The organism is Aestuariibius sp. HNIBRBA575, from assembly GCF_040932005.1.
In the GTDB taxonomy this organism is placed as follows: Bacteria; Pseudomonadota; Alphaproteobacteria; order Rhodobacterales; family Rhodobacteraceae; genus CANLNM01.
The window spans coordinates 83,921-101,713 of the sequence record NZ_CP162414.1 but is presented as its reverse complement, the minus strand read 5'-3'; the positions used below and the strand labels follow the sequence as shown (position 1 = coordinate 101,713).

Annotated in this window: 16 protein-coding genes; 5 read left to right on the top strand and 11 right to left on the bottom strand. The window is 52.6% G+C overall.

All coding sequences use genetic code 11. The features are described from left to right. Positions 1-27 precede the first annotated feature (27 nt). The 9 genes from AB1F12_RS00515 to AB1F12_RS00475 all read right to left on the bottom strand — a co-directional run bounded on the left by AB1F12_RS00515 (position 28) and on the right by AB1F12_RS00475 (position 9,305). Complete coding sequence (locus AB1F12_RS00515; protein WP_368185752.1) at positions 28-1,128, bottom strand: flagellar basal body P-ring protein FlgI; 1,101 nt, start codon at positions 1,126-1,128, stop codon at positions 28-30. After that, the gene (locus AB1F12_RS00510) at positions 1,125-2,060 is read right to left on the bottom strand and encodes a flagellin (RefSeq protein WP_368185750.1); all 936 of its coding nucleotides are present in this window, start codon (positions 2,058-2,060) and stop codon (positions 1,125-1,127) included. The genes AB1F12_RS00515 and AB1F12_RS00510 overlap by 4 nt, the downstream gene beginning before the upstream one ends. A gap of 78 nt (positions 2,061-2,138) precedes the next feature. After that, entirely contained in the window at positions 2,139-3,587 is a 1,449-nt protein-coding gene (gene flgK / locus AB1F12_RS00505; protein WP_368185749.1) for a flagellar hook-associated protein FlgK, read from the bottom strand. 33 nt (positions 3,588-3,620) lie between these two features. Continuing rightward, complete coding sequence (locus tag AB1F12_RS00500) at positions 3,621-4,919, bottom strand: flagellar hook protein FlgE (RefSeq protein WP_368185748.1); 1,299 nt, start codon at positions 4,917-4,919, stop codon at positions 3,621-3,623. A gap of 110 nt (positions 4,920-5,029) precedes the next feature. After that, entirely contained in the window at positions 5,030-5,863 is an 834-nt protein-coding gene (locus tag AB1F12_RS00495; RefSeq protein ID WP_368185746.1) for a flagellar motor protein MotB, read from the bottom strand. 84 nt (positions 5,864-5,947) lie between these two features. Next, a complete protein-coding gene (locus AB1F12_RS00490) occupies positions 5,948-6,736 on the bottom strand; it encodes an FkbM family methyltransferase (protein ID WP_368185745.1) in 789 nt (262 codons plus the stop codon). Next, positions 6,733-7,137 (bottom strand): DUF6165 family protein, encoded by a 405-nt coding sequence (locus tag AB1F12_RS00485; RefSeq protein ID WP_368185743.1) that lies wholly within the window; start codon positions 7,135-7,137, stop codon positions 6,733-6,735. The genes AB1F12_RS00490 and AB1F12_RS00485 overlap by 4 nt, the downstream gene beginning before the upstream one ends. Before the next feature lie 2 nt (positions 7,138-7,139). Then, positions 7,140-8,519: a tetratricopeptide repeat protein gene (locus AB1F12_RS00480; RefSeq protein ID WP_368185742.1), complete on the bottom strand. Its 1,380-nt coding sequence runs from the start codon at positions 8,517-8,519 to the stop codon at positions 7,140-7,142. 3 nt (positions 8,520-8,522) lie between these two features. Continuing rightward, on the bottom strand, positions 8,523-9,305 hold the full coding sequence (locus AB1F12_RS00475; protein WP_368185741.1) for a hypothetical protein: 783 nt from the start codon (positions 9,303-9,305) through the stop codon (positions 8,523-8,525). A 155-nt stretch (positions 9,306-9,460) separates the two neighbouring features. On the opposite strand from AB1F12_RS00475, the gene AB1F12_RS00470 reads away from it, so the two are divergent. Together AB1F12_RS00470 and AB1F12_RS00465 are read left to right on the top strand one after the other, a co-directional pair. Beyond that, entirely contained in the window at positions 9,461-11,110 is a 1,650-nt protein-coding gene (locus AB1F12_RS00470) for an AMP-binding protein (protein ID WP_368188198.1), read from the top strand. After that, positions 11,100-11,876 (top strand): enoyl-CoA hydratase-related protein, encoded by a 777-nt coding sequence (locus tag AB1F12_RS00465; RefSeq protein WP_368185739.1) that lies wholly within the window; start codon positions 11,100-11,102, stop codon positions 11,874-11,876. Before AB1F12_RS00470 ends, AB1F12_RS00465 begins: the two co-directional genes overlap by 11 nt. On the opposite strand, the gene AB1F12_RS00460 is transcribed toward AB1F12_RS00465, so the two are convergent. Then, entirely contained in the window at positions 11,873-13,318 is a 1,446-nt protein-coding gene (locus AB1F12_RS00460) for a mannose-1-phosphate guanylyltransferase/mannose-6-phosphate isomerase (protein ID WP_368185738.1), read from the bottom strand. The genes AB1F12_RS00465 and AB1F12_RS00460 overlap by 4 nt on opposite strands. A gap of 185 nt (positions 13,319-13,503) precedes the next feature. After that, entirely contained in the window at positions 13,504-14,445 is a 942-nt protein-coding gene (locus tag AB1F12_RS00455; protein WP_368185737.1) for a LacI family DNA-binding transcriptional regulator, read from the bottom strand. Positions 14,446-14,612: 167 nt separating this feature from the next. Here AB1F12_RS00455 and AB1F12_RS00450 point away from each other — a divergent pair, with 167 nt between their 5' ends. The 3 genes from AB1F12_RS00450 to AB1F12_RS00440 are packed head-to-tail and all read left to right on the top strand — an operon-like array spanning position 14,613 to position 17,784. After that, positions 14,613-15,626, top strand: coding sequence for a phosphotransferase family protein (locus AB1F12_RS00450; protein WP_368185735.1), 1,014 nt, complete (start codon positions 14,613-14,615; stop codon positions 15,624-15,626). Continuing rightward, positions 15,623-16,939 (top strand): phosphopyruvate hydratase, encoded by a 1,317-nt coding sequence (eno, locus tag AB1F12_RS00445; RefSeq protein WP_368185733.1) that lies wholly within the window; start codon positions 15,623-15,625, stop codon positions 16,937-16,939. Before AB1F12_RS00450 ends, eno begins: the two co-directional genes overlap by 4 nt. After that, the gene (locus AB1F12_RS00440; RefSeq protein ID WP_368185732.1) at positions 16,936-17,784 is read left to right on the top strand and encodes a fumarylacetoacetate hydrolase family protein; all 849 of its coding nucleotides are present in this window, start codon (positions 16,936-16,938) and stop codon (positions 17,782-17,784) included. The genes eno and AB1F12_RS00440 overlap by 4 nt, the downstream gene beginning before the upstream one ends. Positions 17,785-17,793: the final 9 nt, after the last annotated feature.

Below are 17,793 nucleotides of genomic sequence, written 5' to 3'. Positions count from 1 at the left end.
CAAGTCAGCGCTAGCCACTTGTGCCCTTTATTGAACGATGAAATCCGCATGCAGCGCACCACTTGCCTTGATCGTCTTAAGGATATCGATCATATCCCTTGGTGAAACCCCTAGGGCGTTAAGGCCGGCAACAACTTCTGAAAGCGAAGTGCCTTCACGTACTTCAGCCAACCCAATTCCAGGCTCTTCCTCGATTCCAACACGGGTTCGGGGAACAATTACAGTTTCTCCATCTGAAAACGGGTTCGGCTGTGCGACCAGTGGTGCTTCTTCGATCCGCAGGGTTAAGTTTCCCTGACTAACGGCCACACTGCTAATGCGGACATCCTCACCAATGACGATTGTCCCTGAACGTTGATCGACAACAACCCGGGCACGGCGCTCTGGCTCCACTGCAATATTTTCAATCCGTACCAAAGCGTGCGACGGCGAACGCATTCCCGTTGCCTCAATGTCGACCGCCACTGTGCCGGCGTCCGTCATCAACGCGACACGTCGTCCAAATGCTGAATTGATTGCAGTTTCAATGCGTGCCGCAGTGGTGAAATCTGGTGTACGCAATGCGAGTCGAATTTCTTGTAAATTTGAGAAATCGAAGTCAACTTCCCTCTCCACGGTGGCTCCAGAAGGGATCATTCCAGAAGTAGGAACGCCTTGAACTACGCGCGCAGCATCCCCCTCTGCCGACGCACCCCCTGCGATGATTGCACCTTGTGCCACGGCGTAAATCTCTCCATCGGCGGCGTTTAAGGGCGTCATAATCAACGTTCCACCTAACAAACTGCTGGCATCCCCAATTGCAGAAACACTCACATCGATAGGACTGCCCGTCCGGGCAAAGGGAGGTAGCTTTGCTGTCACAAGAACTGCTGCAACATTTCGCGGCCTGAATTGTTCGCCGGTCACATTGACACCGAGACGTTCAAGAATATTCGACATGATTTCTTCGGTGAAAGGGGAATTTCGGAGGCCATCCCCTGACCCATTCAAGCCAACGACCAATCCATAACCTACCAGTTCATTGGTTCGGACGCCGTCGAATTCCACCAAATCTTTAAGTCTGATTGGCGTGGCAAAAACTTGAGATCCGATTAGCAGAAAGACCAATGCTTGAATTAATGTTCTCAACGCAAATACTCCGTGAGAGAAAGCCGCGATAACCTTGCTGTGAGTGTATAATGCGTTTCGAGCTGAATCTGAGTTTGTTCAAGCGCAGTCGCCGTTTCGAATGGATCAGTGGAAACCATGTTGTTCCTCGCAATCGACAGCGCTGCAGCTTCGCTTTCATACTGAACAAGGTTTTCATCAATGCGTTGTTCGCTTTGCCCGACAAGAGCCTGCATGCCGACTATTTCTTGACCACTGCTAAGAAGAAGCTCGCTCGCATGCTTCAACAAAGCGACTTCATTTGCAGAGCCAGTAGCGCCACCCGCATTTGTTGCAATTGCTGCAATTACCGTGCCCTTCAATACATTTCGCACCTCGTCTGAATTTGCGCGAAAGTCGCTTGAGATTTCGGTACCATCACCCAATTTCTGTTCAACTTGGGCTCCGGTTCCCCCAAGATATCCCATCGAAGCAAATCCACCGGTCGGAGAATCAAACCAATCGTCGACTGCAGTGATTACGTCTGATGCTGATGTAAGAGCCCCGATATTCGCCTGGATATCAGCCAACATATCTGATGCATCAGCCAATACCGGTCCATTCGTTTGCGCACCGCCAAACAAAGAACGGCCACCAAACTGAACATTCATCGAACTGACCACTTTTTCAAATGCATCCTGACCATTGCTACTGGCCAAGTCGCGAGTGTTTTGGGAGCTGCCAGAATTGATTGTTATCAGCTTATTGGTCAGATCGGATCGTGCGGTTTCCACTGCGCCCAATGAAAGTTGCATTGCCCCTAGGGTATTTGAAAGTTCCTTCCCCGAAAGTTCAAATGCACCTAGTAGCGTCAGGCGATTGTCGAGGTGAGCCAACCGACCACTGTCCAATCCTACGGCGCGGGCGATATCACTCTTTTTGCCCGTGGACAGCTCATTTGTCAGGGTGTTCATTTGTGTTCGCAACCGGACATTGTTGCGTTGCGTCAAAAAATGTTGCGACATTGTTCCAATGGTTGTTCGAGGCATCTATCAAATCTCCATTAATGTCTGCATCAGCGAATTGATGGTCTGAATAACTTTGGCATTCGCTGCATAGGATTCTTCAATCACGAGCAGGCGCTGCATTTCGTAATCTGTGTCGACACCATTTGCGAGTTCTGCATTTTTCAATGCTCCCCATCGCGCAGATGACACCGCAACGTCACTTTCTTGATTGATCCGCATGGCACCGATCGATGTGTGTACGGCTGACCCGTGAGACGCAGCTGACCCGGTCATACCACCAGTATGTAAGCTTCTCGATTCTTGTAATGCAGATAACCAACCATTTAGCATGCTCGTGTCCCCTACCGGCCCAACGGTCGCCGCTTGGACCCCGTCGCGAAGTCGGGAAAGCAAGCCTCCTTGGTTAGGGTCAATATTGGGATTTATACTAATGCGCCCAGCTAACCCTACGGTGTCCAGCACATCAAATTGAGCCCCACGATCAGTCAAAAGCCCGGCGTCAGTTGCTCCTAGAGACGGGTCAACTGCTGGATCTTGGAACCTCTCAATCAAATTTCTTGCGACCGCGTCCAAATGATCTTGGACTCCTACCAGTTCTTGATCCCTCAGTTCAAATGCCGCGCCTAGGGTCCCCCCCTCAAACGGGCCGGCAGCCTCGCCCGATGGAAAGGGCACGCCATCAATTGTCAAACCTGACAACGCACCTGAACCATACGTCATGTCTGGTGTGATGACGGCGGTTGGAGTAAATTCAATTTCTGCCGATGTACCATCAACCAGCTGAAACCCCGTGGTGGTCATCAGAGCAATTTGACCATTTGAACGATCCATTTGGCGCAAAGGTACGATGCCTGAAATCTCATCGACCAATCTTTGGCGCTGATCAAACAACGCTGTCGCATCATAGCCAGAGTTCAGCGCCCGACTGATATCACCATTCAACGCCTCTACATTTCGCAGCGTGCGATTCAAGGTATCTACTTGAGACGCAATGCTTGCGTCTGCCTCTTCCCGCATTTGCTGAACTGAATCAGACGCGGTGTTTAATGTCGTTGCAAGACTGTCAAACCCCGACACAACCTGTCGTAGCCGCTGATCCGACGATGGATCGCTTGCAGCAAAAATGAGGGCTTGTTCAACCTGACCGACCCGGCTGCCAATTGAGTGAGCGTCGTCAATTCCGCCAAGTGCATCCTCCATTCGAACAAATGCATCATGCAACATACCGTTACGCTGATGGTCAGCGTCAGAAATGCGACGATCCGCCAGCAAGCCACGATCGACAAGCCGGACAACGCCATCAATTCGAACACCAGCGCCATGGCCGCCAACATTCATGCTCGATAATTCGAGCTGCCTTGGACCGTAGCCTTCGGTCATCACGTTGGCCAAGTTCGCCGAAACAATTTCGGCGGCGCGTGCATTGGCGTTCAATCCGCTGAGTGCGTTTTGAAGAGATTGTGAAATACTCATTGTTCAATCCTTTCAGGCGCCGCCTTTTATGGCTTAACGTTTGATATTTGTGGTTTCTTGCAGCATCTCATCCACTGTTTGGATGACTTTTGCATTTGAAGAATAAGCCCGTTGCGTTTGGATCAGTTGGGTCAATTCACCCGCGACATCCGTGGCGGATTCCTCGCGTGCAAATGAAACGATATCCCCAGTTGGCCCATCGCCAGCATCCCACAAAAAGATGTCGCCGCTTTCAGTTGTGGCCCGATAGCTCTGTTGATCCAGGGATTCCAAACCATTGACATTCGGCACGTCGATCAACGGGATCTGATACAGGACGCGGCTGATCCCGGTGTCAAATGACGCGCTAATGAAACCATTTGCGTCCACTTCGATTGCGGTCATGTTGCCAACCGATGTGCCGTCCTTGTTGATCGAAACCGGTCGGAATGCATCCGACAGCTGGGTCAATCCGTCAGGTTCGCCAATAACCCCAATACCAACATCCAATGGGCCACCGGCAACAGTCATGCTGAGACGCCCGGTAACCGGATCATATGGATTTGTCCCGATATTATCGACCACAGATAGCAGCGTACCACCCGCGGCACGCGTATCGTCAAAGGTCAACGTATAATCACCAACGATGGCCCCGCCAGACGCACTGTCACGCAACACCAACTGCCATTCGTTGGACGCCCCGGTCCCAGGGATCGTCGGAATGAATTCAGCAGTGATTGATTCCGATTTCCCTAGATTGTCAAAATACTCAATTGACAATTCTTCGGGTGTACCGGCCGCAGTAGACTCGGTCGATGTGGCCGGCAGATTGACGGTCATTTCCATGAACGTCGTTGCCTCACCTGCAAACTGGTTTGCGTTGATGCGAATGGGTTCCAGCCCGTCGGCGGTGTCTCGCGGCATAGTTGGAATTGTTCCGCTTGGATCTGCGGGCCATCCCATCAGGATCAGTCCACTTTCAGACTTCAAATACCCGTTTTCATCTGTACGAAACGATCCAGTGGTCGACATCAGAAGCGGAGTTTCGCCCGCGCCAACGGATGATTCACTGGTGACAGGAAGCAATCCGCGACCACGAACGGCCAAATCTGTCGAATTACTTGTTGAAACGAGCGACCCGCGCTGGTCGATCATCCGGGATGTTGTGACCCGCACCCCACCAGCAGAATAGGTGCCGTTTCCGCCATCGATCACCATCGAATGAAAATCTGCTACTGATCGTTTATAACCATACGTGGATGAGTTCGCGATGTTATCTGCAATGGTCGCCAAACGGGTCGCGTTAGAGGCAAGCCCCGCAACGCTGGCGTTCAGAGATGAGGAAATCGTCATTTTTCGAGCCTTTCTGCATCAAGAAAATCTGTTGTCCCCTCAGGCTTACGCTGAATGCGCTTAACAGCCCCCTAACAGATAAAATCTGAATAACTCCGCCTTGTTTTTCCTTACTGATCACTGCGTAGAACCACGATTTCGATGCGGTTGTTGCGCGGCGAAGTCGGATTCGATGTCAGGATTTTGCGATCTGCATAGCCAACAACCCGTTCGATTCGGGTGCTTTCAAATTGCGCGTTTTCCAGCAGCATTCGGATTTGTTGCGCCCGCGAGGTCGACAATTCCCAAACCGGGTTTTCACTGACCACCAATGCCCGTGATCGCGTATGACCTTTGATCGCCAGATCGTTTTCAACCATGCTGAGGACCCGTGCAAACATCGACACCAATTCAACTGTGGTTTCGGTTGGCATATTGGTTTCCCCATCAAAGAGGGGCGCGCCCGGCAGGTCAAAAATCTCGACGATCAAACCTTCGTCCGTGAGACGCGTCAGAACGTGCCGCATGGCCCGATCTGAAACAAGGCTTTCTCCACCGATGCCAAGCAGTTGCTGTTCGACATTTTCAAGTGCAGCAACCTGCGCCGGTGTTTGACCACCATCCGCCTGCACATCGGAATCACCGGGGCGTACAGTATCACCCGAGAAATTCCCGGCACCACCGGTGCCATTTTCCGCCAAACTGTCCTGAGAAAAGACACTGCTGCCCCCAAAGGCACCATCGCCCCCGCCAGAAATCCGATTGATCGGAATTGTAGGGGAAAAATAATCTGCGATACCTTTGCGCTGCTGTTCGGTCGTTGCGTTCAACAGCCACATAAGCATAAAAAACGCCATCATCGCGGTCACAAAATCCGCATAGGCCACTTTCCAAGCGCCACCATGATGACCGTCCCCACCGACGACCTTCTTGCGCTTGATAATTACTGGTGCCTCATTTGACATGGTAACCCCACCACTTTGACTTGATCAGCTCCTAGGATGAGAACAATCGGGGCAGAAGTGGGGCATTTGGTTGCGAAAAACGGCCTAATTGGCCCTATCAAGGTTAACAGCACCTCTATCGTGGTAAATATCGTCTTTACCGCAAAATTCAATCAAATCGTATCCGTTTTCACGCATGATTTCAGGGATTTCCGAGCTTTGAGCGTTATTTTCAATCGACCAGATTCGCGGCCTGAATCGCCCAAATGGGAACGCTTTTAGAACGGCCACTTCGCCGCCTTCGATGTCCAGCGACAATAGGTCAGGTGTTTCCAAACCCGCCTCGTCCAGGATCATTTCCAGCGTTTGCGTTTCAACCCGGTGCACCTTTTCTTTGTGCCGGGGATCTGATCGAACGGCGTCCAACAGGCCCGGGTCATAGGTGCCCGACAGCCCGCTCATCTGGGTGTAGCCTTCGCTGATTTCAATAAATTCCGCATCGCCATTTTGGGCCGCGACGGCCACGCCAATGCAGGAACATCTTCGAACTCTGCGGGCCTTTTCCAATTGCGCCGGGACGGGTTCCACCAGAATGCCGGTCCAATTGCGAAACAGTTCCAAAAAGAACGTGTTTGATCCAGTGACCCCATCATAGCCGCCAATATCTACAAAGGTGCCGCCGCGTTTGCCTTTGAATATCCGGTCAATGACCGCGTCCTGACCAGCCTGCGACGAATACCGGTAATCAGGGTTCATCGCGCGTCGGACTTCGTGCAGATGCAAGTTCAGCGCCCCGCGCGCCCGGCTTTTGTCTGCGTTCAACGCTTCTCTGAGCTCTGTCTCAGCGGATTTCAGGCTGGAACGGGCCATGTTTAGATGCGCTTTGACGTTCATGAGGCACCGCCAGTGTAATCGGCATAGGATTTTTCCTCGATCAGGTCCGATCCAAGATGAAGGTTGATCCGTTTTTTCACATCAGACCGTTGGTCATTGGTCACATAAACAGCTCGGGCCAAATCGATAAAGGTTTGCCCAAAATCCCCGGCCGCCTCGCAATCGCGAATGTCGTCTTCGATTTTCCAAAGCGCAGCGTTGACCTGATACAATTCGTCCCACAGGGCGGTCAGGGTTTGCGACGGTGGCAGCTTCGACTGCGCCGTTTTGGTCAGCACAGTTTGTTCATGCCGAACATTGGTCAGCTTTGCCGGGTCGGTGATGTGTTCGGTCTTTAGCCGCAGGATCGTCAACTTGTCGATCAATTCACCGGGCGAGGTTGGGACTAAAATTGTTTCCACCTTCACCGCTCCTTCTTCCAATCTTTAATACACTTAATCAATTCAGGCTGTACCTGATCGAAAACGCTGCCCCAATCATGGGGCGCAGTTTGACGAAACAGCCGCATCGACGGATACCATGGCATCGTGTCACCTGTATGGCCAAAAAACCAAAACGGATCCCAATGCAGCAACGTCCAGACAGGAACGCCAAGTGAACCGGCAATATGGGCCGTTGCAGTGTCAGACGTAATGACCAAATCCATGTCCTGCATCATCGCCGCACAATCGGCAAAGTCCCGATCCGTGCTGGCCGCATCAACGATGAATGCAGCGCTACCATCCGCCTGAAACGCCTCTAATGCGGGACCTTTGTAGAGTGAAAACAGCTGCACATCGTCCAGATCAACCAGTCTGAGGAATTCCTGATGGCCAAACGACCGGAAACTGTTTCCCTTGAACGTCACAGAGCCGCTCCAGACGATGCCGACCTTAAACACATCCTTATAGGGCGCGACGATCTGAGCCGCGCGGTGTTTGGCATCGGTGGGCGTATTCAATCGCGTTGGCGGGGGAATGTCCCCGACGGTTTTCAAACCGACACGGGGCAGGTCCATAACCGTCATCCAGACGTCAAATTTCTCATCCTTTGAGACAACTTTGCCGATCCAATCGATTCCTTCGGCGGTCTCAAACAATCGGGCCATGGGTTTTTCCGCCATGACATGAACGCGCCCGGCAATTTCACGAAGCTGGGGCAAAAATCGCATCATCAGCACCGCATCCCCAAACCCCTGTTCAGGAACAACCAGAACCTTTTTGCCGGTTAGATCGCCCCCGTCCCATTTCGGATAGGGGATCGATATTGGTTTGGCCTCTGCGGTGTCCCAACGGGCTTCGTAATTTTGCAAACCCGCCTCGAATTGACGATCCGCCAGCTGGGCAAATCCCAATTGCAGCTTTATCTCTGCGTCGTCAGGATGCATGCCCAGCGCGGCCTCTAGATGGGTGATTGCATCTGAATATCGCCCCAAAGACCTGAGTGATTTGCCAATCAGCGCCTTTTGTTGCGTGTCATTTGGGGTCTGTTCCAGAATTTCGTGGCGCAGCGCGATGCTTTCTTTGTGGAACCCAACATCGTTCAGGATATTTGCCAGATTATTGCGCACACCGGCCATTTCTGGCTGTACCGCATAAGCGCGTCGTTGGGCACGTAATGCCTGATCATGTCGTTCCGTAGACCGATATAACGCGCCCAGATTGGTCCAAATTCCTGCATCTTTTGGACGCGCACTTAGATACCGGCAATAGGCATCCTGGGCTGCTTTGATATCCCCTTTTTGATGCGCATTGATGGCCCCATGACGCAGCGCCGCCAACTGATCGTTTGATAGAGTTTGCACATCTTATCCTTTAGATCGCCGGATGGGTTTGACCAGAGTTTCAGGGCGACGCTCTTCGGCGGCTTGAAACAGGGAAAACGTCTGATTGACGAAATTCACAGCGCCAGAAATCATGTCCATATATTCAAGTAGTTCTGGGGTGCGTTCCGTTTCGGTTAAGACAACAGCGCGGTCCTGCGGCATGGTTTCGAAATACACATAAAACCACGGATCCCCACGATTGATTTTCAGCGGCTTATCCGTGTCATGCCATTCAAACGCCCACATCAGCGGGCGCGGCCAAACATTGATCGGATACCGTCCGCCAAAAATTGTGCCCGGCAATTGATCGCGTTGATAATGCATAAAGCACGACAATTGCGTCACATAAACCGGCTCATCACTGATCATCACATAAGGCGTCATGACCTGAATGGTTGGCACCCCCGGATAACGCCATTCATGTTCTGGGGTGATGTGAATTTGCTGGGACAGTTTATTGGCGCGAATGCCGCTCATGTTGCCATTCAAATTCCGCAGCGCTGGCTTGCCTTCGTTATCACGGACAAAGGCCAGATGAATATCAAACGGCGCCTTCACCATGAAATAGCGGCTTTCCATGTTGATAACCGCAGGGCAGCGTGACGCGCTTTTGGCATGCGATTTGTTCTGCTCGACGCTGCGTACACGTTCAGGCGGATCGTAAATGATGCTGCCTTTGGTCGTGTTTAAAAACCACCCAACGGTCACCGGACCGGATTTGGGGGCCACATCGCGTGTATTTTCAAAAGAAACTGACAATTGCATTTTATCTATCCTGACCAAGGCATTCGCCTGAAATATCACGTAAATCAATCGCAATCCGGCCGCCATGTCAAAGCCCCCATAGTTGACAGGGCTTCGATTGCGCCGTTTTACTCGGCAAGTGAACGAATGTTCATTTACCTAATAGGGGTTAAATGATGCTGACCAAAGGTGCAGATATCACCGAAACCCGCTCTGGGTTTGGGTGGAACATTCCGACGCATTTCAACATTGGCGTCGATATTTGTGATCGCCCTGCTGCGCAGCATCCCGACAAAATTGCGATTATTGACGTTGATCCGGATTTTGCGGTGACCCGATACAATTTCAGACAGCTGCGCGACATGTCAAATATTCTGGCAAACGCCCTGTCACGGCATTGCCAAGAACAAGACAGGATTGGCGTGCTCTTGCCCCAAGGGATCATTACCGCAACCGCCCATGCTGCGATCCCCAAACTGGGCTGTATCGCATTGCCTTTGTTCACTTTATTTGGCCCAGAGGCGTTACAGCACAGGTTACAGGATTCCGGGACCAAAGTGTTGCTCACCAATGCGATGGGCGCGGCCATGATCGCCAAAATCCGGCCAAACCTGCCTGATCTGGCGCTGGTCATATCCGTTGATGGCCGCGACGATAACGCCATAAGCTATGCCGATTTCACCCACGGAATGGCGACCACTTTCACCCCTGTTCAGACCCGCGCCGATGACCCGGCTTTGTTGATCTATACGTCTGGGACCACCGGAAACCCCAAAGGCGCGCTGCATGCACATCGGGTGTTGCTCGGACATTTGCCGGGCGTCGAAATGAGCCATAATTTTTTTCCTCAATCCGGGGATTGCATCTGGACGCCTGCCGATTGGGCCTGGATTGGCGGTCTATTGGATGTGCTGATGCCCGCATTGCATCATGGCGTGCCGGTCGTGGCCTGTCGGTTTCGCAAATTCACCCCCGAAGCCGCGTTTCGATTGATCCAAGACCACAATATTCAAAACACCTTTTTGCCCCCTACCGCGCTCAAAATGATGCAACTGGCGCCCGCCGACCTCCAGCCGAAATTCCAGCTGCGCAGTGTCGCCAGCGGCGGTGAGCCGCTTGGCAAAGAATTGATTGCATGGGGTCGAACCGTTTTCGGAACCACGATCAACGAATTTTACGGTCAGACCGAATGCAACATGATCGTTTCATCCTGTGCTGACTTGGCCCCCGCAGAGCCGGGGATCATGGGATTTGCTGTCCCGGGCCATCACGTGGACATAATCGAAGAAACCACCCAAACCTGTTTGGGTCAGGATCAGGTCGGAACCATCGCGATCCGGGCGCCTGATCCCGTTATGTTTCTAAAATATTGGAACAATCCTGACGCAACTGACGCAAAATATCTGACGATCGATGATCAGAAATGGCTGCTGACCGGCGACAAAGGTTACAAAACACAATCGGGGCGTATCGGTTTTTTGGGTCGTGATGACGACATCATCAGTTCCGGTGGCTATCGCATTGGCCCTGCCGAAATCGAAGATTGCATCCAATCCCATCCCGCCGTGGAATTGGTTGGCGTTGTGGGCAAACCCGATCCCGTCCGTGGTGCTGTTGTGGCCGCCTATGTTCAGTTATCAGCCAATCACGCCCCCAGCGACGCACTGGCAGATGACATCGCCGCCCATGTCAAAACCCAGCTTGCCGCATATGAATTTCCCCGCATTGTTCGGTTCATTGATCAGATGCCGATGACCACAACCGGGAAAATCATCCGATCACAGCTGCGCCAGCTTGCTGAGAAAGAAGCCAAAGATGACCACTGACGCACCCGTCCTTTTGGATATTTCTCATCATATTGCGCGGGTGACACTGAACCGGCCACAAAAACGCAATGCCGTTGATGCAACTATGTGCGCCGCGATCACGCAGGCCTTTGACACGATCGAGGCAGACCCAGATGTCCGCGTGACGGTGTTGTCTGGAAAGGGTTCTGTTTTTTGCTCTGGGATGGATCTGCGAGCGTATCAACAGGGGCAGTCGGACCAGATTTTGTTTGGGCAATACGGGTTTGCGGGGTTCGTAAAACGCCGCAGACAAAAACCAGTGATTGCCGCGGTATATGGGGCCGCATTGGCCGGCGGATTTGAAATTATGCTGGCCTGCGATTTGGCCGTTGCCAGTGAAAATGCCGTATTTGGATTACCAGAGGCAAAGCTTGGCCTGATCGCAGGTGGCGGTGGCGCATTTCGACTGGCCCAGCGCATGCCGCGGGTTTTGGCCAATGAAATGCTTTTATCCGGTCGGTCTGTTTCAGCTCAGGTGATGCAGCAATATGGAATGCTCAATCACGTGACGTCCGACGGTGAAGTAATTGACAAAGCACATGAAATAGCGACGGACATCGCCAAAAATGCACCTCTCAGTCTGGCGTCCAGCCTCGCATTGTCGGATCAATCCTGCGCTGTATCAGAACCTGATTTATGGGCGCAAAGCGATGCAGCACTGTCGAAATTGGGCCAATCTCATGACGTCCAAGAAGGCATTTCGGCCTTCTTGGAAAAACGTGCGCCAAAATGGCAGGGATCCTAACCCTTTGCGCCCTGCCCGCGTGCATAAACATCTTCGAGGCGCACAATGTCATCCTCACCCAGATAGGACCCGGTTTGAACTTCGATCAAAACCATGGGCACTTTGCCGGGGTTTTCCATGCGGTGCACAGCGCCCAACGGGATGTAAACGGACTGGTTTTCGGACACCAATTTGACCTCATCATCGATGGTCACTTTGGCGGTGCCTTCGACAACAATCCAATGCTCAGAACGGTGGTGATGGCTCTGTAAACTCAGGGCAGCGCCGGGATGCACATGAATGCGTTTCACCTGAAATCTGGACCCAATAACCAAGCTTTCAAACCACCCCCATGGGCGGTGATCCTTGGGAAAATCGGTTGCCTGCGCGGACCCTTTGGTTTTCAGGGCGGCAACGGCTTTTTTGACGTCTTGGGCGCGGGACATGTCAGCGATCAGAACCGCATCATTCATCGCCACCGCCATCACATTATCCAGCCCTACACCAACCAGTTCCAACTGATCGCTGTCGGATCGCAGCAACGTGTTGTTGCAATCAATGGCCGTCGCGTCCCCAGAGGTGACAACGCCGTTTTCGTCTGGTCCAAATTCCCGCCAGACCGCGTCCCAGCCCCCTAAATCGGACCAGCCGCCGTCAAATGGCACAACCGACAGATTATCAGACCGTTCCATAACTGCGTAATCGATTGAAATGTCTTCGGCTTGGCACCAATCGTCGGGTGCCAGACGCAAGAACCCCAAATCAACCTCGGCATTGGTCACGGCATTCCCAACCGGCCCCATCAGAGCAGGCGCATGAGATTTAAATGCCTCAACAATGTCGCGCGCTTTGAACAGGAAAATGCCCGCATTCCACAGGAAATGACCCGCCTCAAGCATTTGAACCGCATGATCATGATCTGGCTTTTCAACAAATTGCTTTAGGTCAATCGCGGTGCCATTTGCGTCCGGTTTTGCGGACAATTCCAGATACCCATAGGCGGTTTCTGCATGGGTCGGCTGGATGCCAAATGTGACCAGCTTTCCGTCTTGGATCGCTTCCAAGCCCTTGGTGACGGCTTTGTGAAATGCGGCTTTGTCCAGAACCACGTGATCTGATGGGGCAACCAACATGATCGCTTCCGGGTCTTTTTCCAGTAAATACAACGCAGCGGCCAAAACGGCGGGTGCTGTATTTCGCCCCTCTGGTTCGATCAATATTGCATTGGGATCGATGCCGATTTCGGTCAGTTGTTCCGTCACAATGAACCGGAAATCTGACCCGGTTAAAATAACCGGCTTGTCAAATTCGATACCGTTTTCGGCCCCGCTTAGCCGATGTGCAGACGCCTGAAACAGGGTTTCCTCGCCCACCAATGGCACAAATTGTTTGGGATAGCTTTTTCGGGACAAAGGCCAAAGCCGCGTCCCTGATCCGCCACAAAGGATGACCGGTGTCACCATGGAAATTCTCCCTACTCAAATGCGCCGCAAGGAAGCAGCCTCGCTGGTCTCAATAACTTATGTTCATGGTCAAAGATCGGAATACGCGCAACCTGTCATGACCGACTTTAGATCATCGTATCCCGGAAATTGAACCAAAATATGACCGAATTGACGTCACCAACCGGTTTCGGAAGACGGTTTTATCACCCTGTTGCCGTTCCGCGGATGATCAGTTCTGCTTTGAAGCTGAAAACTTGGGCGGGATGATCAGCCCCTTTGAGGGCGATCAGATCAACGGCTTGCTGCGCCAAAGCGTCCACCGGAATTTGCACAGTCGAAATCCCGCCATTGATCCACACGTAGTGGCTTGGGTCCCCATACCCAACAAACGCCAATTGATCCGATCTCGCTTGATCCGAACCCATATAGGCGTTCAATGCCCCGTTAGAAATTTCAAAACCACCGCAGACCAACGCTGTGGCTGGGCTGTTTTGAATGATATCCCTTGCCTGATCACGCCCCATTTCAAAAGAAGGTTTGCCCGTCCGAATGAGATCGGGGATCTTGGTCAATCCAACCTGTTCCAGTCCCTTTTCAAAGGCTGCAAGCCGACTGCGACCAGAGGACAATTCAGCGTCTGCCCCGATATAGGCGATCTGCGAATGCCCCTGCTTTGCAAGATGTCGCACAGCGTTTTCCAAGGCCGGACCGTCATCCACCAACACTGCATCGGCGTCTTTTGTCATGGTCCGTTGGCGGATCAATTGCACAACGCGCATTGCGTCAAAATGCGCCGGTTCAACATGTGACTGACCGGGGGATGGCACCATGACAACAGCCTGCGCTTGCACTTCTCTTAGACGATCCAGTGCCAGTTCTTCGACGGCTTTGTCATCGTTGGTCAAATGGATGATCAACTGAAATGCATTTTGGTCACAGGCCAGCGCCATCGCATTTGCAAATCGGGCGTAAAACTCATTCACAATATTGGGCAATAGCAAGCCAACAATTTGGGTTCCGTCCCCCCGCATCGCCATGGCCGCCGCGCTTTTGACATAACCCATATCACGGGCGTGTTTCAGAACAGATTCTCGGGTTTCTTTTTGAACATTCGGATGATTCGACAATGCCCGGGATACCGTCATATGGGAAATTCCCAGATCCTTAGCGATGGACTTGATAGTAACGCGACCTGACACCTTAACCCCTTTGAATTTCGAACCTTCTAGCATTTTAGCACAACCCATCTTGACACAAAATCAATTCCAACGCAAATTGTTCACGTGAACAAAAACGCCGATGAAAGACGCAAATGACAACGCAACTCAATGATCGATGCCTGCAATTGGTCCGGGAATTGGGCCTGGGATGTGTCGACGAAGTTTCCGACATTACCCCCCTGACAGGCGGTGTCGCATCAGACATTGCCGCCCTGACGCTGCGCGGGCGCCGAATTTGTGTGAAATTTGCGTTGCCCAAGCTGAAAGTTGCAGCAGATTGGTACGCCCCTGTGCATCGCAACGCGGCCGAATATGCGTGGCTGGAAACAGCCGCCAAGATCACGCCGAATAGTGCGGTAAAACTGTTCGGCCGTTCAGAAAAGGCCCACGGATTTGCGATGGAATTTGTCGCGGGGCCAGATGTGTACCTATGGAAAACCGCGCTGTTGGATGGTCAGATTTGCAAAGGCGAAGCAGCCCGTATCGGCGGCATGATTGGCCAAATTCATGCAGCGTCCACCAAGCCGGGTTTTGAGGATACGCCATTCCAAAACCAAGAAGATTTTCGCGCCTTGCGGATCGAACCATACTTATCGTTCACCGCCTCAAAACATCCAGATATTGCGGGCGCTTTAACCAAATTGGCCGACAGATTGTTTGTCAGCAAGCAAGTCCTGACCCATGGCGATGTCAGCCCGAAAAACATCCTGATCCGTCCAGACGGGCCTGTCATTTTGGACGCGGAATGCGCGACCATCGGGGATGCAAGTTTTGATCCGTCTTTCTGCCTCAATCACCTCGCGCTCAAAGCGTATCATCTGCCGAATTCCCGTCCCGGATTGTTGGCTGAAATGCTGGCGTTCTGGCAGGGATATATGCCCCATATTTCGTGGGAATCCCGATCCGATTTGGAAACCCGCATCTGTCTGCTTTTACCAGCGTTGATGCTGGCGCGGATCGACGGGAAATCCCCGGTAGAATATTTGTCTGAACGAGAACGTTCAAACCTGCGAACCATCGCAATAGATATGATCAAAGCCCCTGAAACAACGTTGTCAAACTTCGTTTCCACGCTCGATCACCACATGAAGGAACGAAGTGTATGACCGTCATTTCAGACGTCAAAGCCCGCCGCGTATGGGATTCGCGCGGGAACCCCACCATCGAGGTGGATGTGATTCTACAAAACGGCGCACGAGGCCGTGCGATTGCACCCGCCGGCGCGTCCCGTGGCACCAGAGAAGCAATCGATTTGCGCGATGGCGGACCGGCTTTGCGGGGTATGAATGTCAGCACAGCCCTAAACGGAATTCAAACCCGTATCGCGCCAGCGTTGATCGGGATGGATGTGCAGGATCAGCAGGGTGTGGATGCGGCAATACTCGCGCTGGATTCATCCCCCCTAAAAAGCGATCTGGGCGGCAATGCCACGGTTGCAACGTCGCTGGCGGTCCTACATGCCGCCGCGGCTGACGCCCAAAAACCGCTGTGGCGCCATGTTGCGGACCATTATGGCTGCGTTCCCTCATTGCCTCTGCCGGAAATTCAGATTTTTGGCGGTGGTGCCCATGCGGGCCGTCGCGTCGATATTCAGGACTTTATGATTATGGTCCCCGGCGCGGATAGTTTTGACGACGTTATGGAAATCACAAACGAGGTCTATTTTGCCGCCGGGGATATCATGGCCAAACGCGGAAAACTGGCCGGAGTTGCAGATGAGGGAGGCTGGTGGCCCAACTTTGACAGCAACGAAGAAGCATTGGAAACACTGGTCCAAGCGATTGAACTGGCGGGCGAAAAGCCCGGCGAACGGGTCGTGATTTCACTTGATATTGCGGCCTCTGAGTTTGGAAAGACCGGGGATTATCGGCTCGCTCTAGAGGATCGCCAGCTGGATAGCGGCGATTTGATTGATCTGTTGGGGCGCTGGCTGGATGCCTATCCGATTGTCTCAATCGAAGACCCGGTGGCAGAAGACGACGTTGACGGTATGCGTGAATTTACTGCCCGTTTTGGCGATCAGGTACAAATCATCGGGGATGATTATCTGGTCACCAATGCAGCATTGGTGGATCAGGCCATTCGCGATCAAACCTGCAACGCCGTGTTGGTCAAAGTGAACCAGGCCGGCACGGTCAGTGAATCCATCGACACCTTTCATGCGGCTCAAAAACAGGGTTGGGGCGCTATCGTGTCTGCCCGATCCGGGGAAACCGAGGACGTTTCTATCAGCCACTTGTCAACCGGATTGGGCGGTGGCCAATTAAAGGTTGGGTCGTTTACGCGATCTGAACGCATGGTCAAATGGAATGAATGTCTGCGCATTCAAGATGAGCTCGGATCGGCGGCTTTTGTCGGCGGCGCACCCTTGGCTCAGACTTGGTGGGGCAAAACAAATCAAAAGGACGCACAGAAATGAAGCTTGCACGATATGGGCCCCGAAACGCACCCAAAACCCCATGTATATTGGACCAAGACGACGCCCCAAGGAATGCATCTTCGCTGGTTGATGACTTTGGACCCAACAGCCTGTCACCCGATTTGATCACAAAGCTGCAATCGGTTGATCCAATGACACTGCCGCTGATGGATGTGTCGGATATGCGGCTGGCCCCGCCGATTTCGCAGCCCAAAAACATCTGGTGCATCGGGTTGAACTATTCTGACCACGCGGCCGAGGCAGGCATGGACATCCCCCAAGAGCCGATCCTGTTCAACAAATCCAGCGGCACCTTTTGCGGGCCAAATGACGACATCTTGTTTTCCCCCAAAATGACCAAACTAGATTGGGAAGTCGAGCTGGGCATCGTCATCGGCAAACCCGCATTGAACATTTCCAAATCAGAGGCAATGGATCATGTCGCTGGTTTTGTGTTGGTAAATGATCTGTCTGAACGCGCATGGCAGCTAGAACGGTCCGGCCAATGGGTCAAAGGCAAATCATTCCCCAACTTCTGCCCCACGGGGCCGTTTTTGATCACCCCAGACGCAGTTGGCGATGTCCAAAGCTTGGGCATGTGGCTGGATGTAAATGGTCAACGGATGCAGACCGGTAATACCGGCACGATGATTTTCGACGTGGAAACCATTGTCAGCTATATGTCCGAATTTACGCGACTAGAGCCGGGCGATCTGATCTGCACCGGGACCCCGCCGGGTGTCGGCGCAGGCATGGATCCACAGACATGGCTTCAGGTCGGCGATCAAGTGTCCCTTGGGATCGATGGTTTGGGTGAACAATCCCAAACCGTTGTCGCATTATAGAGATCGATG